This window comes from Methylobacterium isbiliense, from assembly GCF_022179325.1.
GTDB lineage: Bacteria > Pseudomonadota > Alphaproteobacteria > Rhizobiales > Beijerinckiaceae > Methylobacterium > Methylobacterium isbiliense.
In genome coordinates this window covers 149,422-172,743 of record NZ_BPQQ01000031.1, presented here as the reverse complement: position 1 = coordinate 172,743, position 23,322 = coordinate 149,422, and the positions used below count along the sequence as shown (strand labels likewise).

19 protein-coding genes, 1 tRNA gene and 1 pseudogene are annotated in these 23,322 nt (G+C 70.6%); 9 read left to right on the top strand and 12 right to left on the bottom strand.

What is annotated here, in order from left to right:
• The first annotated feature begins 329 nt into the window (after positions 1-329).
• A complete protein-coding gene (locus tag MFF61_RS13725) occupies positions 330-1,247 on the top strand; it encodes a DUF4344 domain-containing metallopeptidase (RefSeq protein WP_238235670.1) in 918 nt (305 codons plus the stop codon).
• Between the two features lie 38 nt (positions 1,248-1,285).
• On the opposite strand, the gene MFF61_RS13720 is transcribed toward MFF61_RS13725, so the two are convergent.
• From MFF61_RS13720 to MFF61_RS13700, 5 genes are all read right to left on the bottom strand, one after another.
• Positions 1,286-1,651 carry a hypothetical protein gene (locus MFF61_RS13720; RefSeq protein WP_238235669.1) on the bottom strand — a complete coding sequence of 122 codons (366 nt, stop codon included), beginning with the start codon at positions 1,649-1,651 and terminating at the stop codon, positions 1,286-1,288.
• 51 nt (positions 1,652-1,702) lie between these two features.
• Positions 1,703-4,837: an efflux RND transporter permease subunit gene (locus MFF61_RS13715; RefSeq protein ID WP_238235668.1), complete on the bottom strand. Its 3,135-nt coding sequence runs from the start codon at positions 4,835-4,837 to the stop codon at positions 1,703-1,705.
• A 12-nt stretch (positions 4,838-4,849) separates the two neighbouring features.
• Complete coding sequence (locus tag MFF61_RS13710; protein ID WP_238235667.1) at positions 4,850-6,541, bottom strand: efflux RND transporter periplasmic adaptor subunit; 1,692 nt, start codon at positions 6,539-6,541, stop codon at positions 4,850-4,852.
• 77 nt (positions 6,542-6,618) lie between these two features.
• Positions 6,619-7,035 carry a hypothetical protein gene (locus tag MFF61_RS13705; RefSeq protein ID WP_238235666.1) on the bottom strand — a complete coding sequence of 139 codons (417 nt, stop codon included), beginning with the start codon at positions 7,033-7,035 and terminating at the stop codon, positions 6,619-6,621.
• A 127-nt stretch (positions 7,036-7,162) separates the two neighbouring features.
• Complete coding sequence (locus MFF61_RS13700) at positions 7,163-7,447, bottom strand: hypothetical protein (RefSeq protein WP_238235665.1); 285 nt, start codon at positions 7,445-7,447, stop codon at positions 7,163-7,165.
• Between the two features lie 214 nt (positions 7,448-7,661).
• Between MFF61_RS13700 and MFF61_RS13695 the strand changes: the two genes are divergently transcribed.
• Both MFF61_RS13695 and MFF61_RS13690 read left to right on the top strand, forming a co-directional pair.
• On the top strand, positions 7,662-8,042 hold the full coding sequence (locus MFF61_RS13695) for an exopolysaccharide production protein YjbE (protein ID WP_238235664.1): 381 nt from the start codon (positions 7,662-7,664) through the stop codon (positions 8,040-8,042).
• Positions 8,043-8,129: 87 nt separating this feature from the next.
• On the top strand, positions 8,130-8,828 hold the full coding sequence (locus MFF61_RS13690) for an FUSC family protein (protein ID WP_238235663.1): 699 nt from the start codon (positions 8,130-8,132) through the stop codon (positions 8,826-8,828).
• 2 nt (positions 8,829-8,830) lie between these two features.
• On the opposite strand, the gene MFF61_RS13685 is transcribed toward MFF61_RS13690, so the two are convergent.
• Positions 8,831-9,082, bottom strand: a complete 252-nt coding sequence (locus MFF61_RS13685; protein ID WP_238235662.1) for a hypothetical protein — start codon at positions 9,080-9,082, stop codon at positions 8,831-8,833.
• 366 nt (positions 9,083-9,448) lie between these two features.
• Here MFF61_RS13685 and MFF61_RS13680 point away from each other — a divergent pair, with 366 nt between their 5' ends.
• The 3 genes from MFF61_RS13680 (at position 9,449) to MFF61_RS13670 (ending at position 13,613) form a co-directional block, all read left to right on the top strand.
• Positions 9,449-10,432 (top strand): DctP family TRAP transporter solute-binding subunit, encoded by a 984-nt coding sequence (locus MFF61_RS13680; protein WP_238235661.1) that lies wholly within the window; start codon positions 9,449-9,451, stop codon positions 10,430-10,432.
• Between the two features lie 20 nt (positions 10,433-10,452).
• A complete protein-coding gene (locus MFF61_RS13675; protein ID WP_238235660.1) occupies positions 10,453-12,447 on the top strand; it encodes a methyl-accepting chemotaxis protein in 1,995 nt (664 codons plus the stop codon).
• 185 nt (positions 12,448-12,632) lie between these two features.
• A complete protein-coding gene (locus MFF61_RS13670; RefSeq protein WP_373324699.1) occupies positions 12,633-13,613 on the top strand; it encodes an ABC transporter substrate-binding protein in 981 nt (326 codons plus the stop codon).
• Positions 13,614-13,644: 31 nt separating this feature from the next.
• Here the strand turns inward: MFF61_RS13670 and MFF61_RS13665 are convergent, their stop codons facing one another.
• Positions 13,645-15,348 carry a cache domain-containing protein gene (locus tag MFF61_RS13665; protein ID WP_238235809.1) on the bottom strand — a complete coding sequence of 568 codons (1,704 nt, stop codon included), beginning with the start codon at positions 15,346-15,348 and terminating at the stop codon, positions 13,645-13,647.
• Positions 15,349-16,918: 1,570 nt separating this feature from the next.
• On the opposite strand from MFF61_RS13665, the gene MFF61_RS13660 reads away from it, so the two are divergent.
• Complete coding sequence (locus MFF61_RS13660; RefSeq protein ID WP_238235658.1) at positions 16,919-17,311, top strand: hypothetical protein; 393 nt, start codon at positions 16,919-16,921, stop codon at positions 17,309-17,311.
• Positions 17,312-17,367: 56 nt separating this feature from the next.
• Here MFF61_RS13660 and MFF61_RS13655 read toward each other — a convergent pair whose 3' ends face one another.
• The 3 genes and pseudogenes from MFF61_RS13655 to MFF61_RS13645 form a co-directional block, all read right to left on the bottom strand.
• On the bottom strand, positions 17,368-18,159 hold the full coding sequence (locus tag MFF61_RS13655) for a glycosyltransferase family protein (RefSeq protein WP_238235657.1): 792 nt from the start codon (positions 18,157-18,159) through the stop codon (positions 17,368-17,370).
• A 199-nt stretch (positions 18,160-18,358) separates the two neighbouring features.
• Positions 18,359-19,055 (bottom strand): annotated as a pseudogene (locus MFF61_RS13650) (IS5 family transposase); the annotation flags it as partial.
• A 274-nt stretch (positions 19,056-19,329) separates the two neighbouring features.
• Positions 19,330-19,406, bottom strand: a tRNA-Pro gene (locus MFF61_RS13645).
• A 316-nt stretch (positions 19,407-19,722) separates the two neighbouring features.
• Between MFF61_RS13645 and MFF61_RS13640 the strand changes: the two genes are divergently transcribed.
• The gene (locus MFF61_RS13640) at positions 19,723-21,321 is read left to right on the top strand and encodes a histidine kinase famiy protein (protein ID WP_373324698.1); all 1,599 of its coding nucleotides are present in this window, start codon (positions 19,723-19,725) and stop codon (positions 21,319-21,321) included.
• 24 nt (positions 21,322-21,345) lie between these two features.
• On the opposite strand, the gene MFF61_RS13635 is transcribed toward MFF61_RS13640, so the two are convergent.
• Positions 21,346-21,603 (bottom strand): hypothetical protein, encoded by a 258-nt coding sequence (locus MFF61_RS13635; protein WP_238235655.1) that lies wholly within the window; start codon positions 21,601-21,603, stop codon positions 21,346-21,348.
• Between the two features lie 71 nt (positions 21,604-21,674).
• Between MFF61_RS13635 and MFF61_RS13630 the strand changes: the two genes are divergently transcribed.
• Positions 21,675-22,502 (top strand): class I SAM-dependent methyltransferase, encoded by an 828-nt coding sequence (locus tag MFF61_RS13630; protein ID WP_238235654.1) that lies wholly within the window; start codon positions 21,675-21,677, stop codon positions 22,500-22,502.
• Positions 22,503-22,511: 9 nt separating this feature from the next.
• Here the strand turns inward: MFF61_RS13630 and MFF61_RS13625 are convergent, their stop codons facing one another.
• Positions 22,512-23,102 (bottom strand): HupE/UreJ family protein, encoded by a 591-nt coding sequence (locus MFF61_RS13625; protein ID WP_238235653.1) that lies wholly within the window; start codon positions 23,100-23,102, stop codon positions 22,512-22,514.
• Between the last annotated feature and the right edge of the window lie 220 nt (positions 23,103-23,322).

Genomic DNA, 23,322 nt, shown 5'->3' with positions numbered 1-23,322 from the left:
CGGGTTCGCCCTGAGACCAAGCGGCATCCCGATTTTCAGGAACTTTCTCTGAACAACCTGGGGTTTTCCCCGATAGGTCCAGGGCCGATCCACCTCTACCGTAGCGCAGGTTAATCCCGACCTGCGGGTGCCGTTGGGGAGCGGGGGGCGACGCCCGAGCGCACCGGAAGCGACGGTGCGGCGTCCTCGTCGCGCACCGGCCTTCCGGCTCCCTCCCTGGCCCGGAGGACGGATCGGCCGCGCCGACGCCGGAGGCGCCTGGATGCGCCGCGTCCCGCCGCCGGTCCCGTCGATGACCTGCCGCTCGCCCGCGCGACGAGGAGCGACCGATGCCGGGTGCGATCCGTCCCTCTTTCCCTCCCCCGGCGAGCGTGCCGGGTGCCGGGGCGGGGCTTTGTGGCGGGGCGCGCCGGCGCCGCCCGCCCGGCCGCGGCTCGGTCCTCGCGCTCGCCGCCTGCCTGCTGTCGCCGGAGGGTGCGGGCGCGAGCGATGGCGGGCAGATCCGGATCGTCTACGATCCCCCGAAGACGGCCGCCCACCGCGAGATCCACGACGCGATGCGGCAGGGCCGCGTGCTGGAACGGGTCGGGGCCATCGTCGGCCTCGTCCGCCTGCCGACCCGCCTCACCTACCGGCTTGAGGACTGCGCGGGCGAGCCGAACGCCTGGTACGCGCCGGAGAGCCGCAGCGTGACGGTCTGCTACGAGCTGATCGCCAGCATCGTTCGCGCCGCGCCCCGCACGCAATCGGCCGCCGGCATCACGCGCGAGGACGCCATTCGGGGACCGATCGTCCAGATCCTGCTGCATGAGAGCAGCCACGCGCTGTTCGACCTGCTCGACGTGCCGATCCTCGGTCGCGAGGAGGACGCGGCCGATCAGGTCGCGTCGTTCATCCTGCTGCACCTCGCCCCGGCGGATGCCCGCAGGGTGCTGGCCGGCAGCGGCGCCTTCTTCGCCACGCTCGGCCGGCACGAGATCATCGACCGGAGCGCCTTCGCGGATGTGCACGGCCTGTTCTGGCAGCGCTTCTACAACCTCGCCTGCCTCGCCTACGGATCGGACAAGCGACGCTACCGGGTCATCCTCGCCGCGAACGATCTGCCGAAGGAGCGGGCCGCCGGCTGCGAGGAAGAATTCAGCCAGGCGGCCTTCGCCTTCCGCAAGCTCATCGCGCCGCATCTCCGGATGCAGCCCCTCGATGGCGAGCGGCTGCGGCGCGCCTTCCGCGCGGCCTTCCGGTCGTGACGGCGCGCGCCCACCAGCATCCGGCCGCCACGCCGGGACTACTTCGTCTCGAAGCGGGCCTGCACGGAGTGGCCGTGGATCCTGCTCGTCAGCACCAGCTTGCTGCCGACGGCCAGCGGGGCCGCGACGGTGCCGACCAGACGATTGGGCGCTGCCGGCGCCAAGGTGACGGTTTCGGTCTTGCCGCCGGACTGCACGATGGCGCGGGCGGTCAGGCCCCTGGTGTCGAGCGGCTTGCCGTCCTCACCGATCACGAAGAACGTGATCTCCCTGTCCCGGCTCACGAACTCGATCGGGTGGCCGTCCGCCACGGTGGTCTGGCCGCCGTGGGGTCCCGCCGCCTGCGCGCGAGCTGGGCCGGGGGCCGCCACCGCCAGCAGGATCGTGAGAGCGAGGATTCGCATCGGACCGTCTCCATGGAGAAGGGAAGGACCCGGACAGCCGCCGGGACGGCATCAGAACGCCGTGATGGCCGGTGATGGCGCGCCATCCGCCGGGATCGGCCGGTGGGCGGCGCGCAGCCGTTCCAGGGGGGCGCGGCCGAAGCGCAGGACCAGCACCGGCGTCAGCACGGCGTCGAGCAGCGTGGCGCTGACCAGCCCGCCGAAGATCGTCACCGCCACCGGGTGCAGGATCTCCTTGCCGGGCGCGTCCGCCCCGTAGAGCAGCGGCACCAGGGCGACCCCGGCCGAGAGCGCGGTTATCAGCACCGGGGTGAGCCGCTCCAGGCTGCCGCGGATCACCAGTTCCGGCCCGAACGGCAGCCCCTCGTGCAGGGCGAGGTTCAGGATGTGGCTGATCTTCAGGATGCCGTTGCGCGTGGCGATGCCGGCCAGCGTGATGAAGCCGATCATCGAGGCGACCGAGAGCGGCTGGCCGGAGAGCCACAGCGCCGCCACGGAGCCGATCAGCGCGAGCGGGATGCTGCCGAGGATGACCAGCGTGAACACCGCCGAGCGGTAGCGGCTGTAGAGGATCGCGTAGATCAGCGCGAGGGACACCAGCGACAGAACCCCGATGGTGCGGCTGGCCTCCGCCTGCGCCTGGAAGGCCCCTTCGAGGCTCGCGCTGGTGCCCTCCGGCCAGGGCGTCGCCGCGATCTGCGCCCGGATGGCCGCGACGATCCCGGCCATGTCGGTCCGGCCGTCGGTGTTGGCGAACACCGCGAGGCGGCGGCGGGCATTCTCGCGCAGGATCTGGTTGGGGCCGTCGGTCTCGCGAATGTCGGCGATCTGCCGGGCCGGCACCCAGCCGGAGGGGGTTTCGATCAGGAGGTCGCCGAGGCGCTGCGTAGTGCGCAAGGCATCCGGCAGGCGCATCACCACGTCGAAGCGGCGAGACCCGTCGACCACCCGCGAGACCACGCTGCCGTTCGACAGCCGGCTCAGCTGCTCGACGAAGGCGGCGGGCTGAACGCCGTAGAGGGCGGCCCGGCCGTAATCGACGCGGATCTCCAGCTGCGGGATCAGAACCTGCTTCTCGACCTGCAGGTCGGCGAGGCCCGGGATGCCGGCCATGCGGCGGCGCAGGTCCTCGCCCAGGCGCCGCAGGGTGTCGAGATCCTCGCCGAAGATCTTGAGGACGATCTCGGCGCGCACGCCGGAGAGCATGTGGTCGAGCCGGTGGGAGATCGGCTGGCCGACATTGACCAAGACCGGCAGCACCGCGAGGCGGTCGCGGATGTCCGCCACCAGCTCTGTCTTCGGCCGGGCCCCGGGCTTGAGCGCGATCTCCAGGTCGGAGGAATGCACGCCCTCGGCATGCTCGTCGAGTTCGGCCCGGCCGGTGCGCCGCCCGACCGACCGCACGTCCGGCATCGCGAGGAGCAGCGTCTCGGCGATGCGCCCCACCCGGTCGCTCTCGGCGAGCGAGATGCCCGGGTTGAAGGTGATGTTGACCGTGAACGAGCCCTCGTTGAAGGGCGGCAGGAAGGCGCGCGGCAGGATCGTCGCGGCGGCACCGGCCGCGAACACTGCCGCCGCTGCGGCGGTCATCACCGTGCGGGGATGGCGGAAGGCGCCGGCCAGCAGCGCCCGGTTCGCCCGCTTGAGCAGGCGCACGAGGGTGCTCTCGTGCGCGTCGAGGCGCTTGAGGCCGGGCAGCAGGTAATAGGCCATCACCGGCGTCAGCGTGATCGACACCACGAGGCTCGCCAGGATCGAGATGATGTAGGCTTGGCCGAGCGGCGCGAACAGCCGGCCCTCGATCCCCGAGAGCGCGAACAGCGGCACGAACACCAGCACGATCACCATCGTGGCGTAGACGATGCCGGAGCGCACCTCCTGGGAGGCCGACACGACCACGGCGAAGACCTGGCGCGGGTTGCCCTGCTCGCGGTTCTCGCGCAGGCGCCGGAAGATATTCTCGACGTCGACCACCGCATCGTCGACCAGTTCGCCGATCGCGATGGCGAGCCCGCCGAGCGTCATCGTGTTGATCGACAGCCCGAGCAGATGGAAGACGATCGCCGTGACGAGGACCGAGACCGGGATCGCGGTGAGCGAGATCACGGTCGTGCGCAGGTTGAGCAGGAACGCGAACAGCACCACGGCCACCACCACCACGGCCTCCATCAGCACCGTCGCGACGTTGCGGATCGAGGTCTCGATGAAGTCGGCTTGGCGGAAGATCAGCTCCTCGGCCTGAACGCCCCTGGGCAGGGCGGTGCGCAGCTCCCTGAGGGCGGCCTGGACGGCCTGCGTCAGGCGCACGGTGTCGACGCCCGGCTGCTTCTCCACCGAGACGATCACCGCCGGCCTGCCCTGGTAGCCGGCCTCGCCCCGCTTCACCTTCGCGGCGAAGGACACCTCGGCGACCTGCCGCAGCAGGATGGGCCGGCCGTTCACGGTCGCCACTACGAGGTTGCGCAGATCGTCCAGGCTGGTGGTGCGGCCGATGTTGCGGATCAGGTACTCGCGGGCGTTCTGGTCGGTGAAGCCGCCGCCCGCATTGGTGCCGAACTGGGCCAGCGCCCGCTCGACCTGATCGTAGGTGAGCCCGAGCGCCCGCAGGGCGGTCGGCTGCGGGGCGACGCGGAACTGGCGCACCTCGCCGCCCATCGGGATCACCTGCGCCACGCCCGGAAGGGTCAGGAGCCGCGGGCGGATGGTGAAATCCGCGATCTCGCGCAGCTGCATCGGCGAGACGGTGTCGCCGGTGACCGCCACCATCACGATCTGCCCCATGATCGAGGAGATCGGGCCGATCATCGGCGAGACGGTGGCGGGCAGGAGCGGGCGCACCATCGCGAGGCGCTCCGCCACCTGCTGGCGGTTGCGGTAGATGTCGGTGCCCCAGTCGAACTCGACGGAGGTGACCGACAGCCCGACGCCCGAGACCGAGCGCACCCGGGTGACCCCCGGCAGCCCGTTCATCTGCGTCTCGATCGGGAAGGTGACGAGCTGCTCGACCTCCTGGGGCGCCAGCCCCTCGGCCTCGGTCATGATGGTGACGGTCGGCCGGTTGAGATCGGGAAACACGTCGACCGGCAGCCGGGTGACCGCGAAGGCGCCGTAGACGACGAGCACGCCCGCGATGGCGAGGACGAGCAGGCGGTTCTGCAGCGAGCGGGAGACCAGGAAGGTGAACATCGCCCCGGCTCCTCAGCGCACTTGATTGAGGAGTTCGGCGCCCTGGGTGACGATCCGCCGTCCGGCGGAGAGCCCCGAGAGCACCAGCACGCGCTCGGCGTCGAGCGGTTCGACGCGCACCTCGCGCGGCTCGAACCGCTCGGGTCTGGTGTGCTCGTAGACGATGGACTGCCCGTTGCCCCCGCGCACCACGCTGGCGCGCGGCAGGGCGAGTCCCTCCTGGGGCGTGCCGGTGGCCGCCAGCACGGTGACGAACTGGCCGGTGCGCAGGTCGGCCCCGGCCTCCGAGATGGCGAACTGCACGGGCACCGCCTGGCTGCGGTCGGCGAGGCCCGCGCCCCGGTAGGCGAGCGAGAGCGTGCGGCCGTCGGCGAGGCGCGCCGTGGCGGTCTGGGCGGGCGAGAGGGCATCGAAGCTCAGCGCCTCGACGAACAGCCGCCGGGGATCGACGATCAGGAAGACCTGCGCGCCGGGGCCAGCCATCTGTCCCGTCATGGCGTTGATCTCGGCGACCACCCCGTCCACAGGCGCGACCAGCGCCTCGGGCTCGCGGCGGATCCGGTCGAGGGCGGCGCGCCGGTCGCGCAATCCCTTGAGTTCGTCCAGGGCCTCCTCGAGCTGCACCTGGGCGACGGCGCCGCTGACGGTGAGCTTCTGGTAGCGCTCGACGCGCCGCTGGACGATGGCGATCTGCTGATCGAGTTCGCCCTGGCGCTGGCGCATGTCGGACACGTCCACCGCCTGCACGGGCGGGGTGACGTAGGCGAGCACCTCGCCCTGGCGCACCCGCGCGCCGAGGCGCGGGAATCCCTGCTCCGGCGGCGACAGGCGCCCGCCGACCGAGGACTGGACGACGCCGCTGGCATTCGGGTCGGGGATGACCCGGCCGGGAAGCTCGACGGTGCGCGGCAGCGTTGCGCTCGCGGTGACCGCGGTGCGGATCGACAGCAGGCGCTGCGTCGCCTTCGGCACGAACACGCCGCCGTCGGGCAGGCGCTGGGCGAGGTCGCGGCTGCCCGGCGCCACGAAGGCGGCGTTCTGGCCGCCATGTCCCTCGTGCGCGAAGGCGGAGGTGGCGAGGACCAGTCCGGCGGCGAGCGCCAGCACGGCCAGGACCGGAATCACCCGGCGCCGGTGCAGCAGCAGCATCACCGCGCCGCCTAGCACGAAGCCGCCGCCGCCGATCAGCAGCGCCACCGGGTCGCGCTGCATCAGGTGCTGGCGCACGTCGTGGGCGACCGCCAGGGTCGCGGTCCAGGCCGCCAGGGCCGGCGTCGGCGCAGGCGGGGCGGGCGCGTGGACGTCGATCGTCACCGGAAAGACGTCCGATGCGCCGTCGGCCGTCACGGTGAACACCACCTCGTGCTCGCCAGGCTGCTCGGTCCACGGCGCGTCGAGCCGGTAGCTGCCGTCCGGCTGCGGCGAGGCCGACGCGGCGCCCGCGGGCGTGTCGGCCTGGATCACCGCATCCGTCACGGGCGCGTTGGTGGCCGTGCGGTCGAGGTAGATCGTCAGCACCCCGTGGCGCGCCACCGCGACCAGCTCGAAGGCCTCCGAACTCGAACTGCCGCGCGGAGCCGGCGCGGCGATGGGGGATGCGGCCTCGCCGCCGTGGTCGTGCCCCTCGTGGGCCATGGCGCCGCCGGCCCACAGGCCGAGGGCCAGGACCGCCCCGCGCAGGGCCGCGGTGAACGTCGTACGCATGGGTGAATGGGTCCTTCGCCGCGACAGCCCGCCGTCGAACCGACGGCGGCGGTATCAGGCGCGCAGGCGCGCGCGTCTCACGCGACGAATCGGGGCGGTCGGGGCAAGGCTTCCGACAGGGCGTCCGGACGGGCCGGATCGGCGGGCCGGCTGCCCGGCCGGGCCGGGTGCGCGGCGCGGACCGGGAGACCGACCGGACCGGCCAGCACGGCGCAGCACGGGCCGGCGCAGCAGCAGCCCGCATGGGCCTTGCCGGGCTGGGACGGACCGGACTCGGTGTGGAGGTCGCCGTCCGACGGTGCCGTGAGGTCCACGGCCGCGGCGGCCGGGCTCGGCGCAGTGCTGGCGACCGGGGTCATCCCGTGGGCGTGACCGGCATGAGCGTGAGCGGCATGAGCATGCCCGGCATGAGCGTGCGCGTCCGACAGCATGGACCCGGCGGCGATCATCACGATCGCCACCAGCACCTGCAGAAGGGGGCGGAACCGGGTCATGGCCCCAGTCTAGCATGGCCGGCCGCAGCGTCACCAGGGCGCATCGCCGGCCCAGGGGCGGGAAGCCGGATAAATCAGCCGCGCCGGCCGCCAGGCAACGCTTGCGCGCCACCCGGCATCCGCCCTTCTAATCCTCGTCGATGTCGGCCGGTGACCCGGGGGGCAGCGGTCCACCGTCATCGACGCCGTCGTCGAACAGGCCGGGCGGTCCGTCGAAGCCGACGACACCGTCGGGATTGTCGGGGGTCACGTTCGGATCGACGGCGGGCGGGCGCTCGCTCCGCAACCGGCGTTCCAGCCGGCGTTCGCGTTGCAGGTCGCGCCCGATGGGAACCTCGTTGGGCGCCTGGCCCCAGGCCTGCGTGCCGGCGCCGAAGAGGACGAGGGGAATCGCAGCGATCACGGCTTTCATCGGTGGCCTCCGCAGCGCGTGGCATCCTGGCCGCGCCACCATAGCGCATTCTCGCAGCCGAGCCCGGCCGTCCCGCGCGGGACGCGGGAGGAGACCTCCGGCGTGACGGCTCCCGACGGGTCGCAATCGTCCACCAGAAGGTCGAATGCGATAGCAGGAACCTCCACCCGCCCCGAAGCTTTTCCCTGGTCATCAGAGGCTGGAGGAACACGCCATGAAGGCATCTACATTGATCGGTACGGCGGCCATCCTGACCATGACCGCAGGCGCTGCGCTCGCCGGTCCGTGCGATACGGGTTCGACCAAAGGCAAATCGCCTGATCAGCAGGCGATGAACCAGCAAAGCTCGGATGTCGACCGTGGCAGCAAGAACCTCGCGGGCGGCCAGCAGCCGGCCTCGCCCGGCACCGTCGGCGCCATGAACAACGTCGGCGCCAACCAGGGCGTCGGCAACACCGGCCCCACGACGGGCGACCGCACCGACCCCGCCGCCAAGAACCTCGCGGGCGGCCAGCAGCCGGCCTCGCCCGGCACCGTCGGCGCCATGAACAATGCCGGCGCCAACCAGCAGGTCGGCAAGCGCGACGATTGCTGATCGGTCCCCCGGACCGGGCACCACCGCCTCGCCGCCTTCGCGCGATCCGCCCGGCAGGGGACGCTCCCCTGCCGGGCGAGCTACGCGGTGCTGCTCGCCGGCATCACCGCCATCCTGGTCCTGTTCGGGACCCTGGCGAGCCCGGGCGACGGCCTGCACTTCGCGGTCTATCGCTTCCTCGAAGTGCTCACCGGCATCGTCGTCGGCTGCGGCGTCGAGTACGCGATCGGCAGCGGCGCGGGCGCGGCCGCGGATGCCGAGAAGCCCGGCATGTTCGCCCGTCCCATCGACGCCGATCTCCTGGCCGTGGCCGTCACGGGCGGCATCGCGGTGGCGCTCATCCCGGATGTCTGGGAGACCTTCCAGCTTCCGGGTTTCGCCCAGACGCCGATCACCGCCTTCGTCATCGTCACCGCCAGCCGGCACGAACCGGACCTGAAGGCGATCAACCGGATCCTCGGCGGCCTCCTGGGCGGACTCTACGGGCTACTCGCCATGGCGCTCGTGGCGGACGACCTGCTGGCCTGGGTCGCGGCCCTCGCCGCCGGGCCGCTTCTCGCCAGCATCGTCCTGCATGGGCGGGGCGACGCGTCCTATGCCGGCCAGCAGGCCGCGATCGCGGTGCTGCTTGCGATGGTGCAGGGGCCCGCCGCCACCACGGATATCCTGCCGGCCATCGACCGGCTCGCCGGGATCCTCGGCGGCATCGCCTTCGTCCTGGCGCTCGACCCGCTGCTTGCTCCCCTGCGCGTCGCGATCGGGTCCCGGCTGCGCGGCGCCGGGTGAGGTCAGTGCCGCGCCGCCGGTGCGAAGACCCATTCCGTGAGGGTGGTCGGCAGCGCCAGCTGACGGATATCGAGGCCGCAGGAGGGCTTGTAGGTCTCGCCGTGGATCAGGCGGTCGAGCGCCGCCTCGGCCGTCTCGTAGCAGCCCAGCGCCTCGCCTTCGTAGGACAGCACGACGCGATCCCGGCCGGCCCAGCGCGTGAGCACGATCCGGAACTCGCCCTGCATGGTGTGGCAGAACCAATACCCGCCCATTGTGTCCGTCCCTCCTGTTCGTTTCTTGATTGATGCCGCCGAATAATCGGCTGTTCTCGCGGTGGCAAGTCCTGGGTCGACATCCCAAGAGCAGGATCCCGGACCGGTGACCTGCGATCTGCCGCGCCGCTCCGGCGCCCGGCGGGTCCGTGGAGAGCGGGGCGGGGCCGGCAGCGCCCTGCCCCGATTCCATGCCGATGCCTCGCAGAACGGCAGGATGCACAAGGGAGATGCAAGCCGAGAACGAGACCTAAACTCACCTGCATTGATCGAGGCCGGCACCTTTAAGCTCTTTCTTCGCATTTCGGCAATTTTATTAACTTTTTGCGTCGTATTCCGCACTGGCTCAATCAGTGAGACGTGACGATGCGCAAAGGGATTTGGCTCGCGCTGGCATTCGCCGGGATCGGTGCGACCGTGATGAGCGGCACCGCCGAGGCGCAGGAGCGGGTGCTCCGGCTGGGGTATCTATTCTCTCAGGGCTCGCAGCTCGGCGCCGGGGCGCAGCGCTTCGCCGCCGAGGTCGCGAAACGGACGGGCAGCGCCTACCGGATCGAGCTGTATCCGAACGGCGCGGTCGGCGGCGAGGTCGAGATGGCCGAGGCGCTGCGGATCGGCCATCTCGACATGGCCTTCATCACGAGCGCCCCGTTCTCCGGCATCATTCCGGATTTCGGCGTCTTCGACATTCCGTTCCTGTTCCGGGATGCCCGCCACGCGCACGCGGTGTTCGATGGGCCGATCGGACAGGACTACCTGAGGAAGTTCCAGCCGAAGGGTTTCGTGGCGCTCGCCTTCGGCGAGAACGGGATGCGCCACATCACTAACGGCAAGCGGCCGGTGGCGAGCCCGGAGGATCTCAAGGGCCTGTCGATGCGCGTCCCGCAATCGGACGTGATGCTGGCCGGCTTCCGCGCGCTCGGCGTCAAGGCGGAGCCCCTCGCCTTCCCGGCCCTGTACGGCGCGCTCCAGTCGGGCCAGTTCGACGGCCAGGAGAACCCGATCGCCGTGATCACGGCCTCGCATTTCGAGCGGGTGCAGAAGCATCTGACGCTGAGCGGGCACATCTATTCCTGGGCCGCGATCCTGATCTCGAAATCCGCCTGGGAGACCCTGGGCGCCGCCGAGCAGAAGGCGTTCGTCGAGGCTGCCCGGGCCGGCGGCCAGGTCTCGCGCGAGGTGGCGGGACGCGCCGAGACGGAGGGCGTGGACGAGCTGCGCCGGGCGGGCATGACCGTCGTGGCCACCGTCGACCGCGCGGCGTTCGAGGCCCGCCTCGACGCGACGACCGCCGAGTTCGGCAAGCGCTTCGGCGCCGACCTCATCCAGCAGATCAAGTCCGTCCGGTAAGACCTCGCGAGGCTCGTCCGATGCTCCTCCATCTTCGTCCCGACCGTCTCACGGTCTCGCAGCGCATCCTGGCCGGCTTCGGCGTCGTGCTGCTGCTGCTCTGCGTCTCAGCGCTCGCCACCTTCCGGGGCGTGAGCGCCCTGACGGCCGGGGTTGCCGAGGCCGGCGCCCGCGTCCAGGCGGCCGAGAGCGCCAGCACGTTCGAACTCATGCTGAACAACACCCGGCGGCTCGTCCTCAACTACGCCCGCACCGAGCAGGGCGAGATGCTCGCCGAGCTGAAGGCCGGCCTGCGGACGCTGACCGCCGAGGGCGAGCGCGTCGGTCGGACGGGCGAGGCCGAGGGCTTGGCGATCCAGGCACGGGTGCAGGACTACGTCTCCGGCGCCGAGGCGCTGATCGGGGCGATGCAGGCCCGCAAGGCGGCCCTGGCGGACGTGGTGAAGCACGGTGCGGTACTGTCGAATGCCGGCTACGCCGTCGCGGAGCGCAGTGCCCGGGCGCCCGATCTCGCCGCCGCCGCCTTCCGCGCCGACCGCGCGCTCCAGAGCGCCATGACGGCCGTCGCGCTGTTTCGCGTCGGCGCCAATCCGGCGGATGCCGACACGGCCGCGGTGGAGGCCGCCCGCTACGCCCGCGAACTCGCCGCCCTCGCCCGACTCGACGGTGAGGGCGCGCTCCAGGCCGCGCTCAAGCTCATTCAGGCGAAGCTGCCCCCGTTCAAGGTGGCCCTCGACGGCGTCGTCGCCGGGTCGGCCGAGGTCGACCGCGCCTTCCTGGCCCTGAAGCAGTCCGGCGACGCGCTGGTCGCGCTCGGCAGCGAGGCGCGGGTGGGCGCCGTCCGCCAGCAGCAGCACGTCATGACGCGGGTGAGCGGAGAGGCCGGCGACCTGCGCCTGTTCGTGCTCGGCATCGGCGCGGCTGCCCTGGCGATCGGCGGGGTGCTCGCGTGGCGCGTCGGGCAGGGCGTGGCCCGGCCGCTCGCCGCGATGACGCGGGCAATGCAGCGGCTCGCCGCGGGCGATCACGGCGTGAGCGTCCCGGCCCTCCGGCGCCGGGACGAGCTGGGCGAGATGGCGCGCGCCGTCCAGGTCTTCCAGGACGCCCTGATCGCCAAGCAGGCCGCCGACGAGCAGGCGGCCCTGGAGGCCGACGCGAAGATGCGGCGCGCCGAACGGCTCGACCGCGTCACCCGCAGCTTCGAGCAGAACGTCTCGGTCCTGACCCAGGGGCTGGCCGGGGCCGCGACCGAGATGGAGGCCACCGCCCAGGCGATGACGGCCACGGCCGAGCACACCGCGCGGGAATCGGCGACCGCGATGGGGGCGGCCGCGCAGACCTCGGCCAACGTCCAGACGGTGGCGGCGGCGAGCGAGGAGATGTCGGCCTCGATCCGCGAGATCGGCCAGCAGGTCGGCCAATCTGCGCGCATCGCCCATCAGGCCGCCGAGGAGGCCGACCGCACGGATGCGCTGGTCGGGCGGCTCGCCGCCGCGGCCGAGCGGATCGACGCGATCGTCGGCATGATCAGCACCATCGCCGGACAGACCAACCTGCTGGCGCTCAACGCGACGATCGAGGCGGCGCGGGCCGGCGAGGCGGGCCGCGGCTTCGCCGTGGTGGCGAGCGAGGTCAAGGCGCTGGCGAGCCAGACCACCCGCGCCACCGAAGAGATCGCCAGCCAGATCCGGGCGATCCAGGAGGCGACGCACCAATCGGTCGGCGCGATCCGCGGCATCGGGCGGACGATCGCCGAGATGGCGACGGTCTCGGCCGCGATCGCGGCGGCGATGGAGGAGCAGGGCGCGGCCACCGAGGAGATCGCCCGCAACGTGCAGGAGGCCGCGAGCGGCACCCGGCAGGTCACCGGCAGCATCGCGGATGTCCGCGAGGCCGCCGGCTCGACCGGCGCCGCCGCGACCCAGGTGCTCGGCGCCGCCCAGGATCTGGCGCGCCACTCCGAGAACCTGACCCGCGAGGTGAGCGCCTTCCTGGCCGGGGTGCGGGCCGCCTGAGCGGCAGGCCCGGCACCGCACGGGTGGACGACGCGGTGCGCGGGAGCCAGAATGCGGGCGGGCGCTGCGGTGCCGGCCCGCAGAGAAAATCGCGTGCGGCGCGGCGGCTGCCCGAGGGTGGTGGCGCGATGATCGCCGATTCAGCCACATCCCCGCCCCGCGCCTCACGCCGGCGCGCCGCTGCGGTGCGGCGGCGCGCCGTCGTCGCGTGGCTCGGCGGCGCAGCCGCGTATCCATCGCGGGCGTTCGGGCAGGAAGCGGCGCTGCCCGTCATCGGCTATCTCGGATCGGAATCGCCCGAACGCTACGCCAGCCGGCTCGCGGCGTTCCACACGGGGCTGGCGGAGGCCGGCTTCGTCGAGGGGCGCAACGTCGCCGTCGCGTATCGCTGGGCGGACGGCCAGTACGGCCGCCTGCCGGCGCTCGCCGCCGATCTCGCCGCGCAGGGCGTCACGGCGATCATCGCGCCGGGCGGAGCCGAGGTCGTGCTCGCCGCGAAGGCGGCCAGCGCGACGATCCCGATCGTGTTCGAACTGGGCGGCGACCCGATCGCGCTCGGCGTGGTGGCCAGCCTGTCGCGGCCGGGCGGCAACCTCACGGGCGTGTCGAGCCTCAGCGTGGGGGTGACGCCCAAGCGGCTCGAATTCATGCACGAGTTGCTGCCGAAGGCCCCCGCGTGGGCGGCGGCCGTGAACCCGACCAGCCCCACGTCGCGATCGCAGCTGAAGGATCTGCAGGCCGCGGCGGCGAGCCTCGGCGTCCAGCTCCATGGGCTGCGGGCGAGCGCCGAGGAGGAGTTCGACGCCCTGTTCACCGAGACCCGCCGGCTCGGGGCGGCCGGCCTCGTCTTCTCGTCCGATCCCTACTTCGCCTATCGCAGCCACCGGCTCGCCGAACTCGCGGTGCGCCATGCCGTCCCCGCCATCACGCAATCCCGCGACTTCCCGCTCGCCGGCGGTCTCATGAGCTATGGGGGCGATTTCGAGCAGTCGCACCGCCATACCGGCCTCTATGCGGGGCGCATCCTCAAGGGCGAGAGGCCCGCCGAACTGCCGGTCCAGCTCGTCACGAAGGTGGAGCTGTTCGTCAATCTCGCGGCCGCCGCCCGTCTCGGCCTCGCCGTCCCGGCCTCGATCCTGACGAGCGCCGACACGGTGGTCGAGTGATCCGGATTCGTGCCGCGCGGTTCCCCGTCGCTCAGGGCGCGCCGGGGTCCGTCGCCGGGCCGCGTCGCGCCACCGCGAAGACCGGGATCCGGTCCGTCAGGCCCTTGAGGGGCTTTTCCCCGAGCGGCGTGACCTCGGCCCAGGCCGGCGCCTCCCCGGCGAGGGCGGCGTCGACCAGGATCTGCCGGTCCTCGGCGGCGGCGCAGAGCCGTGCCGCGAGGTTCACCACCGGTCCGATCGCCGTGTAGTCGAACCGGCTCTCGTACCCGATCCGTCCAACGGTCGCGGTCCCCATGGCGGCCCCGACGCCGAAGCCGATGGCATAGCCCCGGGCCCGCCACTCCACGACCAGCGCCTGCACGGCCTCCTGCATGGCGAGGGCGAGGGCGAGGGCGGTCCGGCCGGGATCGGGGCGGGGCACGGGGGCGTTCACCAGCACCATCAGGCCGTCGCCGGAGAACGAGATCAGGGTGGCGCCGTGGGCCGTGATGGCCCGGCCGAGCACCGCGAAGTAGGCGTCGAGGACGTGCAGCACCTCCTCGGGCGGCGTGCGGGCGGAGAAGCCCGTGAAGCCGCGCAGGTCGCCGAAGATCACCGCCACCTCCAGCCGCCGGCCTTCCAGCACGCTGTCGTCCCCGGTGCGGTCGACGAGTTCCGCCACCTCTGGCGCCAGGAAGCGCCTGAGCCGCGCGATGCGCTCCTGGCGGTCCCGCGCGAGCGCGAGTTCGCCCGCCATGGTGTTGAAGCGGGCGGCGAGCCGGCCGAGTTCGTCCGCGGAGCCGATCGCGATCCGGTGCTCGAAACGGCCGGCGCCGATCTGCTCGGTCCCCTGCTCCAGGAGGCGGATCGGGCCGGTCATCCGGCGGGCGAGCCAGATGGCGAGCACGCCCGCGAAGGCGGTGCCCAGGAGAAGCAGCGCCAGGGTGCGCCAGAGCGCGTCGTAGATCGGGCCGAAGGCCTCGCTGAGCGGCTGGCTGACGATCACGGTCCAGTCCACGCCCGGCACCGGCGCCAGCGCGGCGATGACGGCCGCGCCGCTCCCGTCCCGCCCGATCACCGAGCCGCCCCCCTCCGCCCGGATGACGTCGCGCAGCCGCGACAGGGGCCGGGACACCGCCTCGTCGTCTCCGCGCAGGACGAGGCTGATGTCGGGATGCGCGATGACGCGGCCGGGTCCGTCCAGGACGACGGCCTGTCCGCTGCGTCCGACGCGGATCGCCGAGATCACGTCCCAGATGAGCTTCAGGTTGATCTCCGCGACCGCGACGCCGACGGCGGCGCGGTTGCCGGCTACCGCGATGGTCATGAAGGGCTCGGACCCGCGGAAGTAGGTCACCGGCCCGTACCAGCGGCGCGCCGCCCTGGCGCCGACGACCGCCGCCTCCCCGGAACGGTCGATGCCGCTGCCGCTGCGGTTGAGCCCGACCCGTGAGACGTGCAGCCGCTCCCTCCCCTCCCCGTCCATCAGCGTGAGGCTCACGATGGCGGGGACCTGCCGCAGCAGGCGCAGCGCATCCAGCCGCTGGCGCTCCTCGGCACCGGGCGTCCAGGGCAGCTGGACCACCCATCCGAGCTGGTCCCGGATGCCGTCGATGAAGCTCTGGATGCGGGACGAGGCCGCCCGCGCCTCCACGCCCAGGAGTTCGTCCAGTTGCGCGCGCTGGTCCCGATAGCCGAACCACGCCTCGGTCGCGCCGTTCGCCACGAGGGGCACCACGACGGCCGTGAACAGCACGACGAGGTACTTGGCGAAGATGGATCGGCCGAAACCAAATCTGGTGAACGCGAGCTTGGCGAACGGGAAGCGGCGTGCGGGGAGCTGGCTCACGCTGATCACCTCGCCGGCGAGGTCCAGGGCCGTGCAGGCGGCCGATCCGCCCCGGTCGGGGCGCAGGATCCCGCGCGAGGTGCCTTGCCGCCTCAGGCCGGCTCACGGCCGCCCCCCATCGTCGCATTCGGACAAAGGCGCTGTCGAGGGCGCAAGCCACGCCGCCACGGCGACCCACGAGGGTTTGCGCAGAGCAGCAAGGGCGGGCGGCCGTGACCAGCAGGCAGGAGACCCGGTCGTCGACCGATTCGTCTACGCTGTGATGGGCTGTTCGCGAATGGCGGGAATTTTGGTCGGAGTGGCAGGATTTGAACCTGCGACCCCCACGTCCCGAACGTGGTGCGCGAGGCGAGAGTCTTCGATTTCTAACGGCTTTTCTCGTCTTTCGCCGCCTCAGATAGACTTTGGATGCGGTCCATTCGGTCCGCGATCCGGTCCACGCTCCTCCCTTGCCACTTTCTCCTCAATCGCCTCGCGGATGATGGTGGCCCTGATCGCGGAAGTCGGCGAGAGGAGCGGACGAAGGCGCTTGAGGCCGAGAACGTCCGGCTGCGGGAGGCGCTGGCGCCATTCGCCGCTGTGGCTCACCGGATGGGAGACCGCCTGCCAGACAACTATGAGCTGCCGACCACCAGCCTGACGATGGGCGACCTACGCCGAGCGCGCGACCTTGTGGGCAGTGGATGGGTGGATCAGGGAGGACGGCATCATTGCCGGCTGGATCTTGGGCGCGGCCACGGCTGACTACAATTTCTGGATCGGCACGTCCGGCAACAGCCGGCGCAAGGACAATACACTTCAGCGCGTTGCGACGAGCGCCGTGACGCCCTCACCGGGCATGGTCGCGCAAGCCGCCAAGCGGTAGCACAAGCGGCCCCGGCCGGCGTTGCACCGCTGACTAGGGCCTGACCACGCAACGCTGTTGAGGAGCGTCGCACGGCTTCGGCCAAGAGACGTCAGGATGAATGAAGAAACTGTTCCGGGGCATCTGTGTCTGATCCGCCCCCGCCGGCCGCGGGCACTCCTGCCGGGGAGGGCGTGATGCCCCACCGCACGACTTACACCAGCGATCGGCTCTGCGAATGGCTGTTCGTCATTATGGTAATCGCATGGGGCTGCTGGCTTCTCGTTCCTGAATGGCAGCCCTTCTCAGGGCCTCAATACGCGGTCCCGTGCGAGATCGCAGGCGAGCCGGTATGGGGCGTGTGGTCCATCGCAATTGGCGTGATCCGCTGCTCCGCCCTCTACATCAACGGGTCGCACTATCGAACGCCGGCCGTGCGTGCGGCCTGTGCTGGCCTCGGCGTGATCTGGTGGCTTGTCTTGGGCTTGCTATTCCTCAACACGCCGATGCCGAACCCGGCGGCCGGCTTCGCGTGGTATTCGCTGTTTGTCCTGTTTGAGGGCATGTGCGTTTACCGAAGCGCCCGTGACGGCGGCATACCCGAGCATTTTCGTCGCGGAGGCCCCGTGTCGCATGACATTCGAGGGTGCGGTGGCTGCCATCGTGGCGCTTGTGGGCGGCGGTGGCATCACATCCATCGCAGTCGCGTATCTCGGCTATAAGACGGAGGCGGCGAGGGGGCGAAAGATCTTAGACGGTGAAGCCCCGGCCATCGCGGTCGGCGGAGCAATGGCGGCCAAGAGCGACTTGGAAGCCCTCACGAATGCGCTCACCAGTCTGACCATACTCGTCGGCAAGCTGGTGGAGATGACCGAACGCCAGATGCGGGATAGAGCCGAGCGGGAGCACAAACGAGAGATTGAGGATGCGGCCCTTCGTGTCCTGCGCGAGGAAATGGCCGAGCAAGCCAAGCGAGAGGGCATCACCCCAACGCCCCGCCCCGGCCACCGCGACCCCCGCCGCTGAGATCAGCCCACCCAGCCCCGCCGCGGTGGTCCTTCTTGTCTTATCCCCCTTGCGTATCACACAATTTTCGTTTTTACGATATTTCTATCTATTGCCTTCCCGAAATAGACATCGAAATACGTATCCACGATGAGCGTCTGATCTAGCGGCACCCAAACACGCTCTGCCAACGAACTGTTCAGAGCGGCCGCCGCATCTTTCGCCGATTGCTCGTGTGAGGTTGGGATTTTGATCCCGCCGAAAGCGCGCCCCATGTGCATCAAATGAAAATTGTACTCCTCCGGTAGAACCCAAAACTTAGCGCCATTGCGGATGATGCAGTAAGATAATATTTCCTGATCACCGACGCGTGGATTTTCACTGGCTGCTGCATCAAACTGTTCTTGAAAGTCTGCGAAAACCCGGCCCATTACATCGGATTTGCGATATGCAAAAGTTGATGAGTTGAAAGTAGCTAAGCACTGAATATCGCCGTACTTGTAAACAGGCCCCCGGTGAACATTCAGCGATGCCCCGCAATCAAAAATATCTAGACACTTGAATATCTCGGAAAAATTGTCAAGCACGACAGTATCACAATCCAAATAGATTGTCTTTTCGTAAGGACTTCTCGACATAATGCGCGACTTGCTCCGGTAGGGTCGTTCGCTATCGTGGTCTATGTGGATAAATTGGTCAAAACACGGCCTGCCATTGACAATCGAACTGGGATCATTCGAGGCATAATCATAATCACATGCCAGGGTTACATTGATATCTGGCATATGCCGCCTGAGAGATTTAACTGAGTACAATGCCTGTTCGTAGTATGTGAACCCGCAGGCGAGATAAAGGATGCCCTCGTTCATGTATCAACTCTTCGTCTGGAATGTTTCGGCGGGCCTTATCGGGCCGAACCAACCCATAGCTCAAACGTGAAACTCGTGTCTAAGACCCATTCGGTCGAGGCGCGTCCCGACCGGGCGCTTGGTAGCACGGACCTATGGGAGGCAGCCGGCTATCTTGAGATGACGACAGAGACGCTAGGCCGTGGTGAGGACTTAACTGTTTGAGCCAGATGGTGATGGCGGCGAGCGTGAGGAAGCCTGTGAAGTTGCGGAGAAGCTTGTCGTAGCGGGTTGCGATGCGACGGAACTGCTTGAGCTTGGCAAAGCAGCGCTCGACCAGGTTGCGCTCCTTGTAGAGGATGCGGTCATAGGCGTGGGGCCGGCGCCGGCTGGGCCTGGGCGGGACTGCTGCGGCGTCCAGCACGGTGTCGTGGACGTGTTCGGCATCATAGGCGCGGTCGGCGATGACATGGTCGCAGGCAAGGTCCTAGATCAACTCAGCCGCGCGCAGCACCTCGCCCTGCTGGCCCGGTCCGGCCAGCAGGCGCACTGGATTGCCGAGCGCATCGCATACCAGATGGATCTTGGTGCTCAGGCCGCCGCGGGAGCGACCCAGACTCTGGGCATCAAAGCCCCCTTTTCCCGGCGTGCGCCGGCGGCCTGAGCGTGGGCGCGCACGTCCGTGGCATCGACGCAGATCCATTCCAGATCCGCCTCCCCGGCCAGAACGGCGAGGAGGTCGGTGAGAACGCGCGGGTCATCCAGTCGTCATAGCGCCGCTTGATCGTCCCGGCCTTCCCGAAGCGCTCGGGCAGATCCTTCAAGCGCCCACCAGTGCGCGTCATCCAGATCAGGGCATCGAGGAACCGGCGATTGTTCGTGCGCGGGCCGCGCTTGCCTTTGCAGCCTCCGGGCATCAGCGGCGCAAGGCGGGCCCACTGCTCGTCCGTCAGGGCATCCGGGTCAGGCTGGCACGAGAAGACGGCTCTCCCCAATAGCAGCCTTGAATCAGAACACGCCCAACCGCCGAAGAGCCAATCCTTAAATCCTCACCACAGCCTAGAGCGGATCTATGGGCACCACCTGGCGGACCACCAGAAACAGCCGGCGACGAACATCGTCAGCAAGCCAGCCGCCCCGTCCAATCGGTCCACGCGATGATGTGGCGTTCTGCAAAGTGTCGGGAAACATTGGTCGGAGTGGCAGGATTTGAACCTGCGACCCCCACGTCCCGAACGTGGTGCGCTACCAGACTGCGCTACACTCCGAAGCGTCGGCGGCGCCGACGAGGGGGCTTATAGCGACGGCTCTCGTGGGCTGCAAGCGGGCAGCAGGCGCGATTTTCAGGGAATTCCGCGCCGGCTCCGCCGCAAGGCGTGAGCGACCGATGGTCCCATAAGCAGACGCGCTCGTTCTGATGGGAAACGATCCTATATTCTGCCTGCGACGTAGGGGACGCCCCTCCCCGCGCGCCCTGCGCCCGGACGGGCGCCAGATGTCGGATGGATCAGGCCGGGTGCGGGATTGAGCGAGGACGAGCAGCCGAAAGAGCGTGCGGTCGGGCGCGAGGGGTTTCCGGCGCGGATGCCGGACGCCCTGCCGAGCCCGCATCGGCCCTCCGCGATCGTCACCCGCCCGGGCCTCGACGAGCGCGGAACCGTGTTCTTCGCGGCGATCGAGATGATCCGCATGCCGATGATCCTCACGGATCCGCGCCGGCCCGACAATCCGATCATCTTCGCCAACCAGGCCTTCCAGGATCTCACGGGCTACGAGGAGGCCGACCTCATCGGCCGCAACTGCCGCTTCCTGCAGGGTCCGCAGACCGACCGCGGCACGGTGGACGAGCTGCGCGACGCGGTGGCGGCACAGCGCGCCATTGCCACCGAGATCCTGAACTACAAGCGCGACGGCACACCGTTCTGGAACAGCGTGTTCATCGGACCCGTGTTCGATGACGCCGGCGATATCCTGTACTTCTTCGCCTCGCAGCTCGACATCACGCGGCGCTGGGCCTCCGAGCAGGCCTTCCGGCAGGCGCAGAAGATGGATGCCATCGGCCAGCTCACCGCCGGGCTTGCGCACGATTTCAACAACCTGCTGCAGGTCGTCACCGGCAACCTGGAGATGGCGGTCCAGTCGGTGGGCGAGGAGCGGCCGGCGCGCCAGATCGCCCGCGCCATCAAGGCCGCGGAGCGGGGCGCCAAGCTGACCACGCAGCTCCTCGCCTTCGCTCGCAGGACGCGGCTCGAACCGAAGGTGCTCGGCCTCAACGCCCTGGTGCTCGCCTTCGCCGAGGTGATCGAGAGCACGCTGGGCGACGCGATCGCGGTGAAGCTCGACCTCACGCCCGGGCTGCCCGGTGTCACCCTCGACCGCACGCATCTGGAGGTGGCGTTGCTCAACGTGCTCCTCAACGCCCGCGACGCGATGCCGAAGGGCGGAACCGTGACGATCGCCACTGATCGGGTGACCGTCGCGGGCGACGTCGTGGCGCAGGGCCTGCCGCCGGGCGAGTACGTGGCGCTGCGGGTGACCGACGAGGGCGAGGGCATGCCCCCTCACGTGATCGAGCGGGCGACCGAGCCGTTCTTCTCCACCAAGGGCGCCGCCCGGGGGACCGGCCTCGGTCTGGCGATGGTGCACGGCTTCGTGCAGCAGTCGCTCGGGCGGCTGGAGATCGCGAGCCGCGAGGGGCACGGCACCACGGTGTCGATGATCTTCCCGGCGACCGCCGCCGAGGAGGCGCCGGCGGAGAGCCGCCATCGCCCGCGCCGCGGCAGCGAGACGGTGCTGGTGGTGGAGGACGGCGACGACGTGCGCTCGCTCGCCAGCGAATACCTGGAGGATCTCGGCTACACCGTGCTTCTGGCCCGCGACGGGCAGGAGGCGCTGGCGGTGATCGAGGCGGAGCCGGCTCTGGACCTGGTGTTCTCCGACCTCGTCATGCCGGGCGGCCTCGACGGCCTCGGGCTTGCCGCGGAGGCGCGCCGCCGCCGGCCCGACCTGCCGGTGCTTCTGGTCACCGACGATGAGCCGCGCGTGGCCGACGGGCCGCGCGCGCCGACCATGGACGTGCTGGGCAAGCCCTACCGGAAATCCGAACTCGCCGACCGGGTGCGCGCCGCCATCGACCGCGGGGCCGGCCAGCGCGTCGCACCCGGCGAGCCGCCTCACGGCTGAGCGGGGCGCGAGGCGCGCCGCCGCTCAGACCCGACCGGCGAAGCGCTCCACCTCGTGCGCCAGCAGGTAGCCCGGCCGCCGGGCGAGGTCGCGCAGCGGGATGACGAAGCCGTCGAGGCGGCTCGTTCCGCGAAACCCCTCCACCGCGATGCCGTCCGGCGCGAGGCTCGCCCGGATGGTCCGGTGCGGGGTCGACTGGCGCGCCGCCGCCTGCGCGATCGCCGCGAGGCCGGCGCAGATCTCCTCCCCGCTCAGCGGCCCGAAGGCCTCCCTCTCGTCCATGTCGTCACGTCCTCCATATGAAGCCCGGCGCAGCGATCCCCCGGCTCCCCCGCGCCGCGCGGAGATGTGCCATGCCCGATCCGATCCCGCAGGCCGAGTACTGGAATGGCGAGGCGGGCGAGCGCTGGGCGCGGATGCAGGCCGAGCTCGATGCCGCCTTCGCGCCGCTCACGGATGCCTTCCTCGACCGGCTCGACCTGCGGCCGGGCCTGCGCGTCCTCGACATCGGCTGCGGGTGCGGCGAGACCACCCTTCTCGCGGCCGCCCGCATCGGCCCGGCCGGTCGCGCGACAGGCCTCGACCTCTCCCGCCCGATGCTGGCCCGCGCGCGCAGCCGCCCGTCGGAGGGCGCCCCGGTGGAGTGGATCGAGGGCGACGCGCAGACCTTCGGCTTCACGCCGGATCACGACCTCGTCCTGTCGCGGTTCGGGGTGATGTTCTTCGACGAGTCGCGGACCGCCTTCGCGAATCTGCGCCGGGCGCTGAAGCCCGGCGGGCGGTTCGCCGCGCTGTGCTGGCGGAGCCTGCCCGAGAACGAATGGGTGGCGCTGCCCCGCGAGGCCGCCCTGGGCATCGTGCCGCCGCCCGAGCCGCTGCCCGAAGGCGCGCCGGGGCCGTTCCGGTTCGCCGACGCGGGAGTGCTTGCGACGCTCCTTACGGAAGCGGGCTTCGCGGAGGTGACGGCCGAGCGGGTCGACCGCCCCATCACCATCGGGCAGGACCCCGACGAGGCGGCGCGCTTCGCCCTCACCATCGGCCCGGTCTCGGCCCTGATGCGCGACCTCGATGCCGACACGCGTGAGCGCGCCCACGCGGCCGTGCTCGCGGCGATGCCGCAGACCCGGCCGGTGCGCCTCACCGCCGCGTGCTGGCTGGTGACGGCGACGCATCCGGGCTGAGCCGCCCGGTCAGAGCGACCGCACCAGGATCGCCACGCCCGCCAGCGCCACCGCGGCCCCGGCTACGGGGGCCGCGTTCCGCAGGCGCCCGCCGACGAGGCCGAGGGCGAGACCGGCCGCGTGCAGGAGCGCGGTGCCGAGGACGAAGCCCGCGCCGTAGGCGAGGCCGGTGGCGGTCTCCGGCATCTCGACGCCGTGCGCATGGCCGTGGAACAGCGCGAAGAAGCCCACCGTCGCGGCGAGGCCCGCAAGCGGCAGGCCGGCGCCCGCCGCCACCGCCACGCCGAAGACCACGACCGAGACCCCGATCGCCCCCTCCACGTAGGGCAGCCCGACGCCCAGCGCGCCGAGGAGCCCGCCGAAGGTCATCATGCCCAGGAAGGCGAGCGGCAGCGCCCACAGCGCCCGCCCCCCGCGCAGGGCCGCGAGCAGGCCCACCGCCACCATCGCCAGCACGTGGTCGGCTCCGCCCAGAGGATGGGCGAACCCGGCCGCGAACCCCGTCGTCGCGCCGTGGCCGCCATGCGCGAGCGCGGCCTGCGGCAGGAGGGCGAGAGCGGTCGGGAGAGCGGCGAGAAGACCGGGGAGACGACGCGTCATGGGGGGCTCCGGATCGGATGGGCGCCGCGAGCTTAAGCATCCTTCGGCCACCGGTCACGGGGGCGTTGACGCCGGGTTCGCACCCCGCCTCAATCCTGACACGCTGGCGACCGACACGCAGGTTGCATCGGTTCTCTGTCCGGCGCCCCGCGTCGGTTGCTTTCGGCGCACGGGCCCAGCATGGTCGCCCCTCCCGATCGGCCACGCCACGCGGCCACGA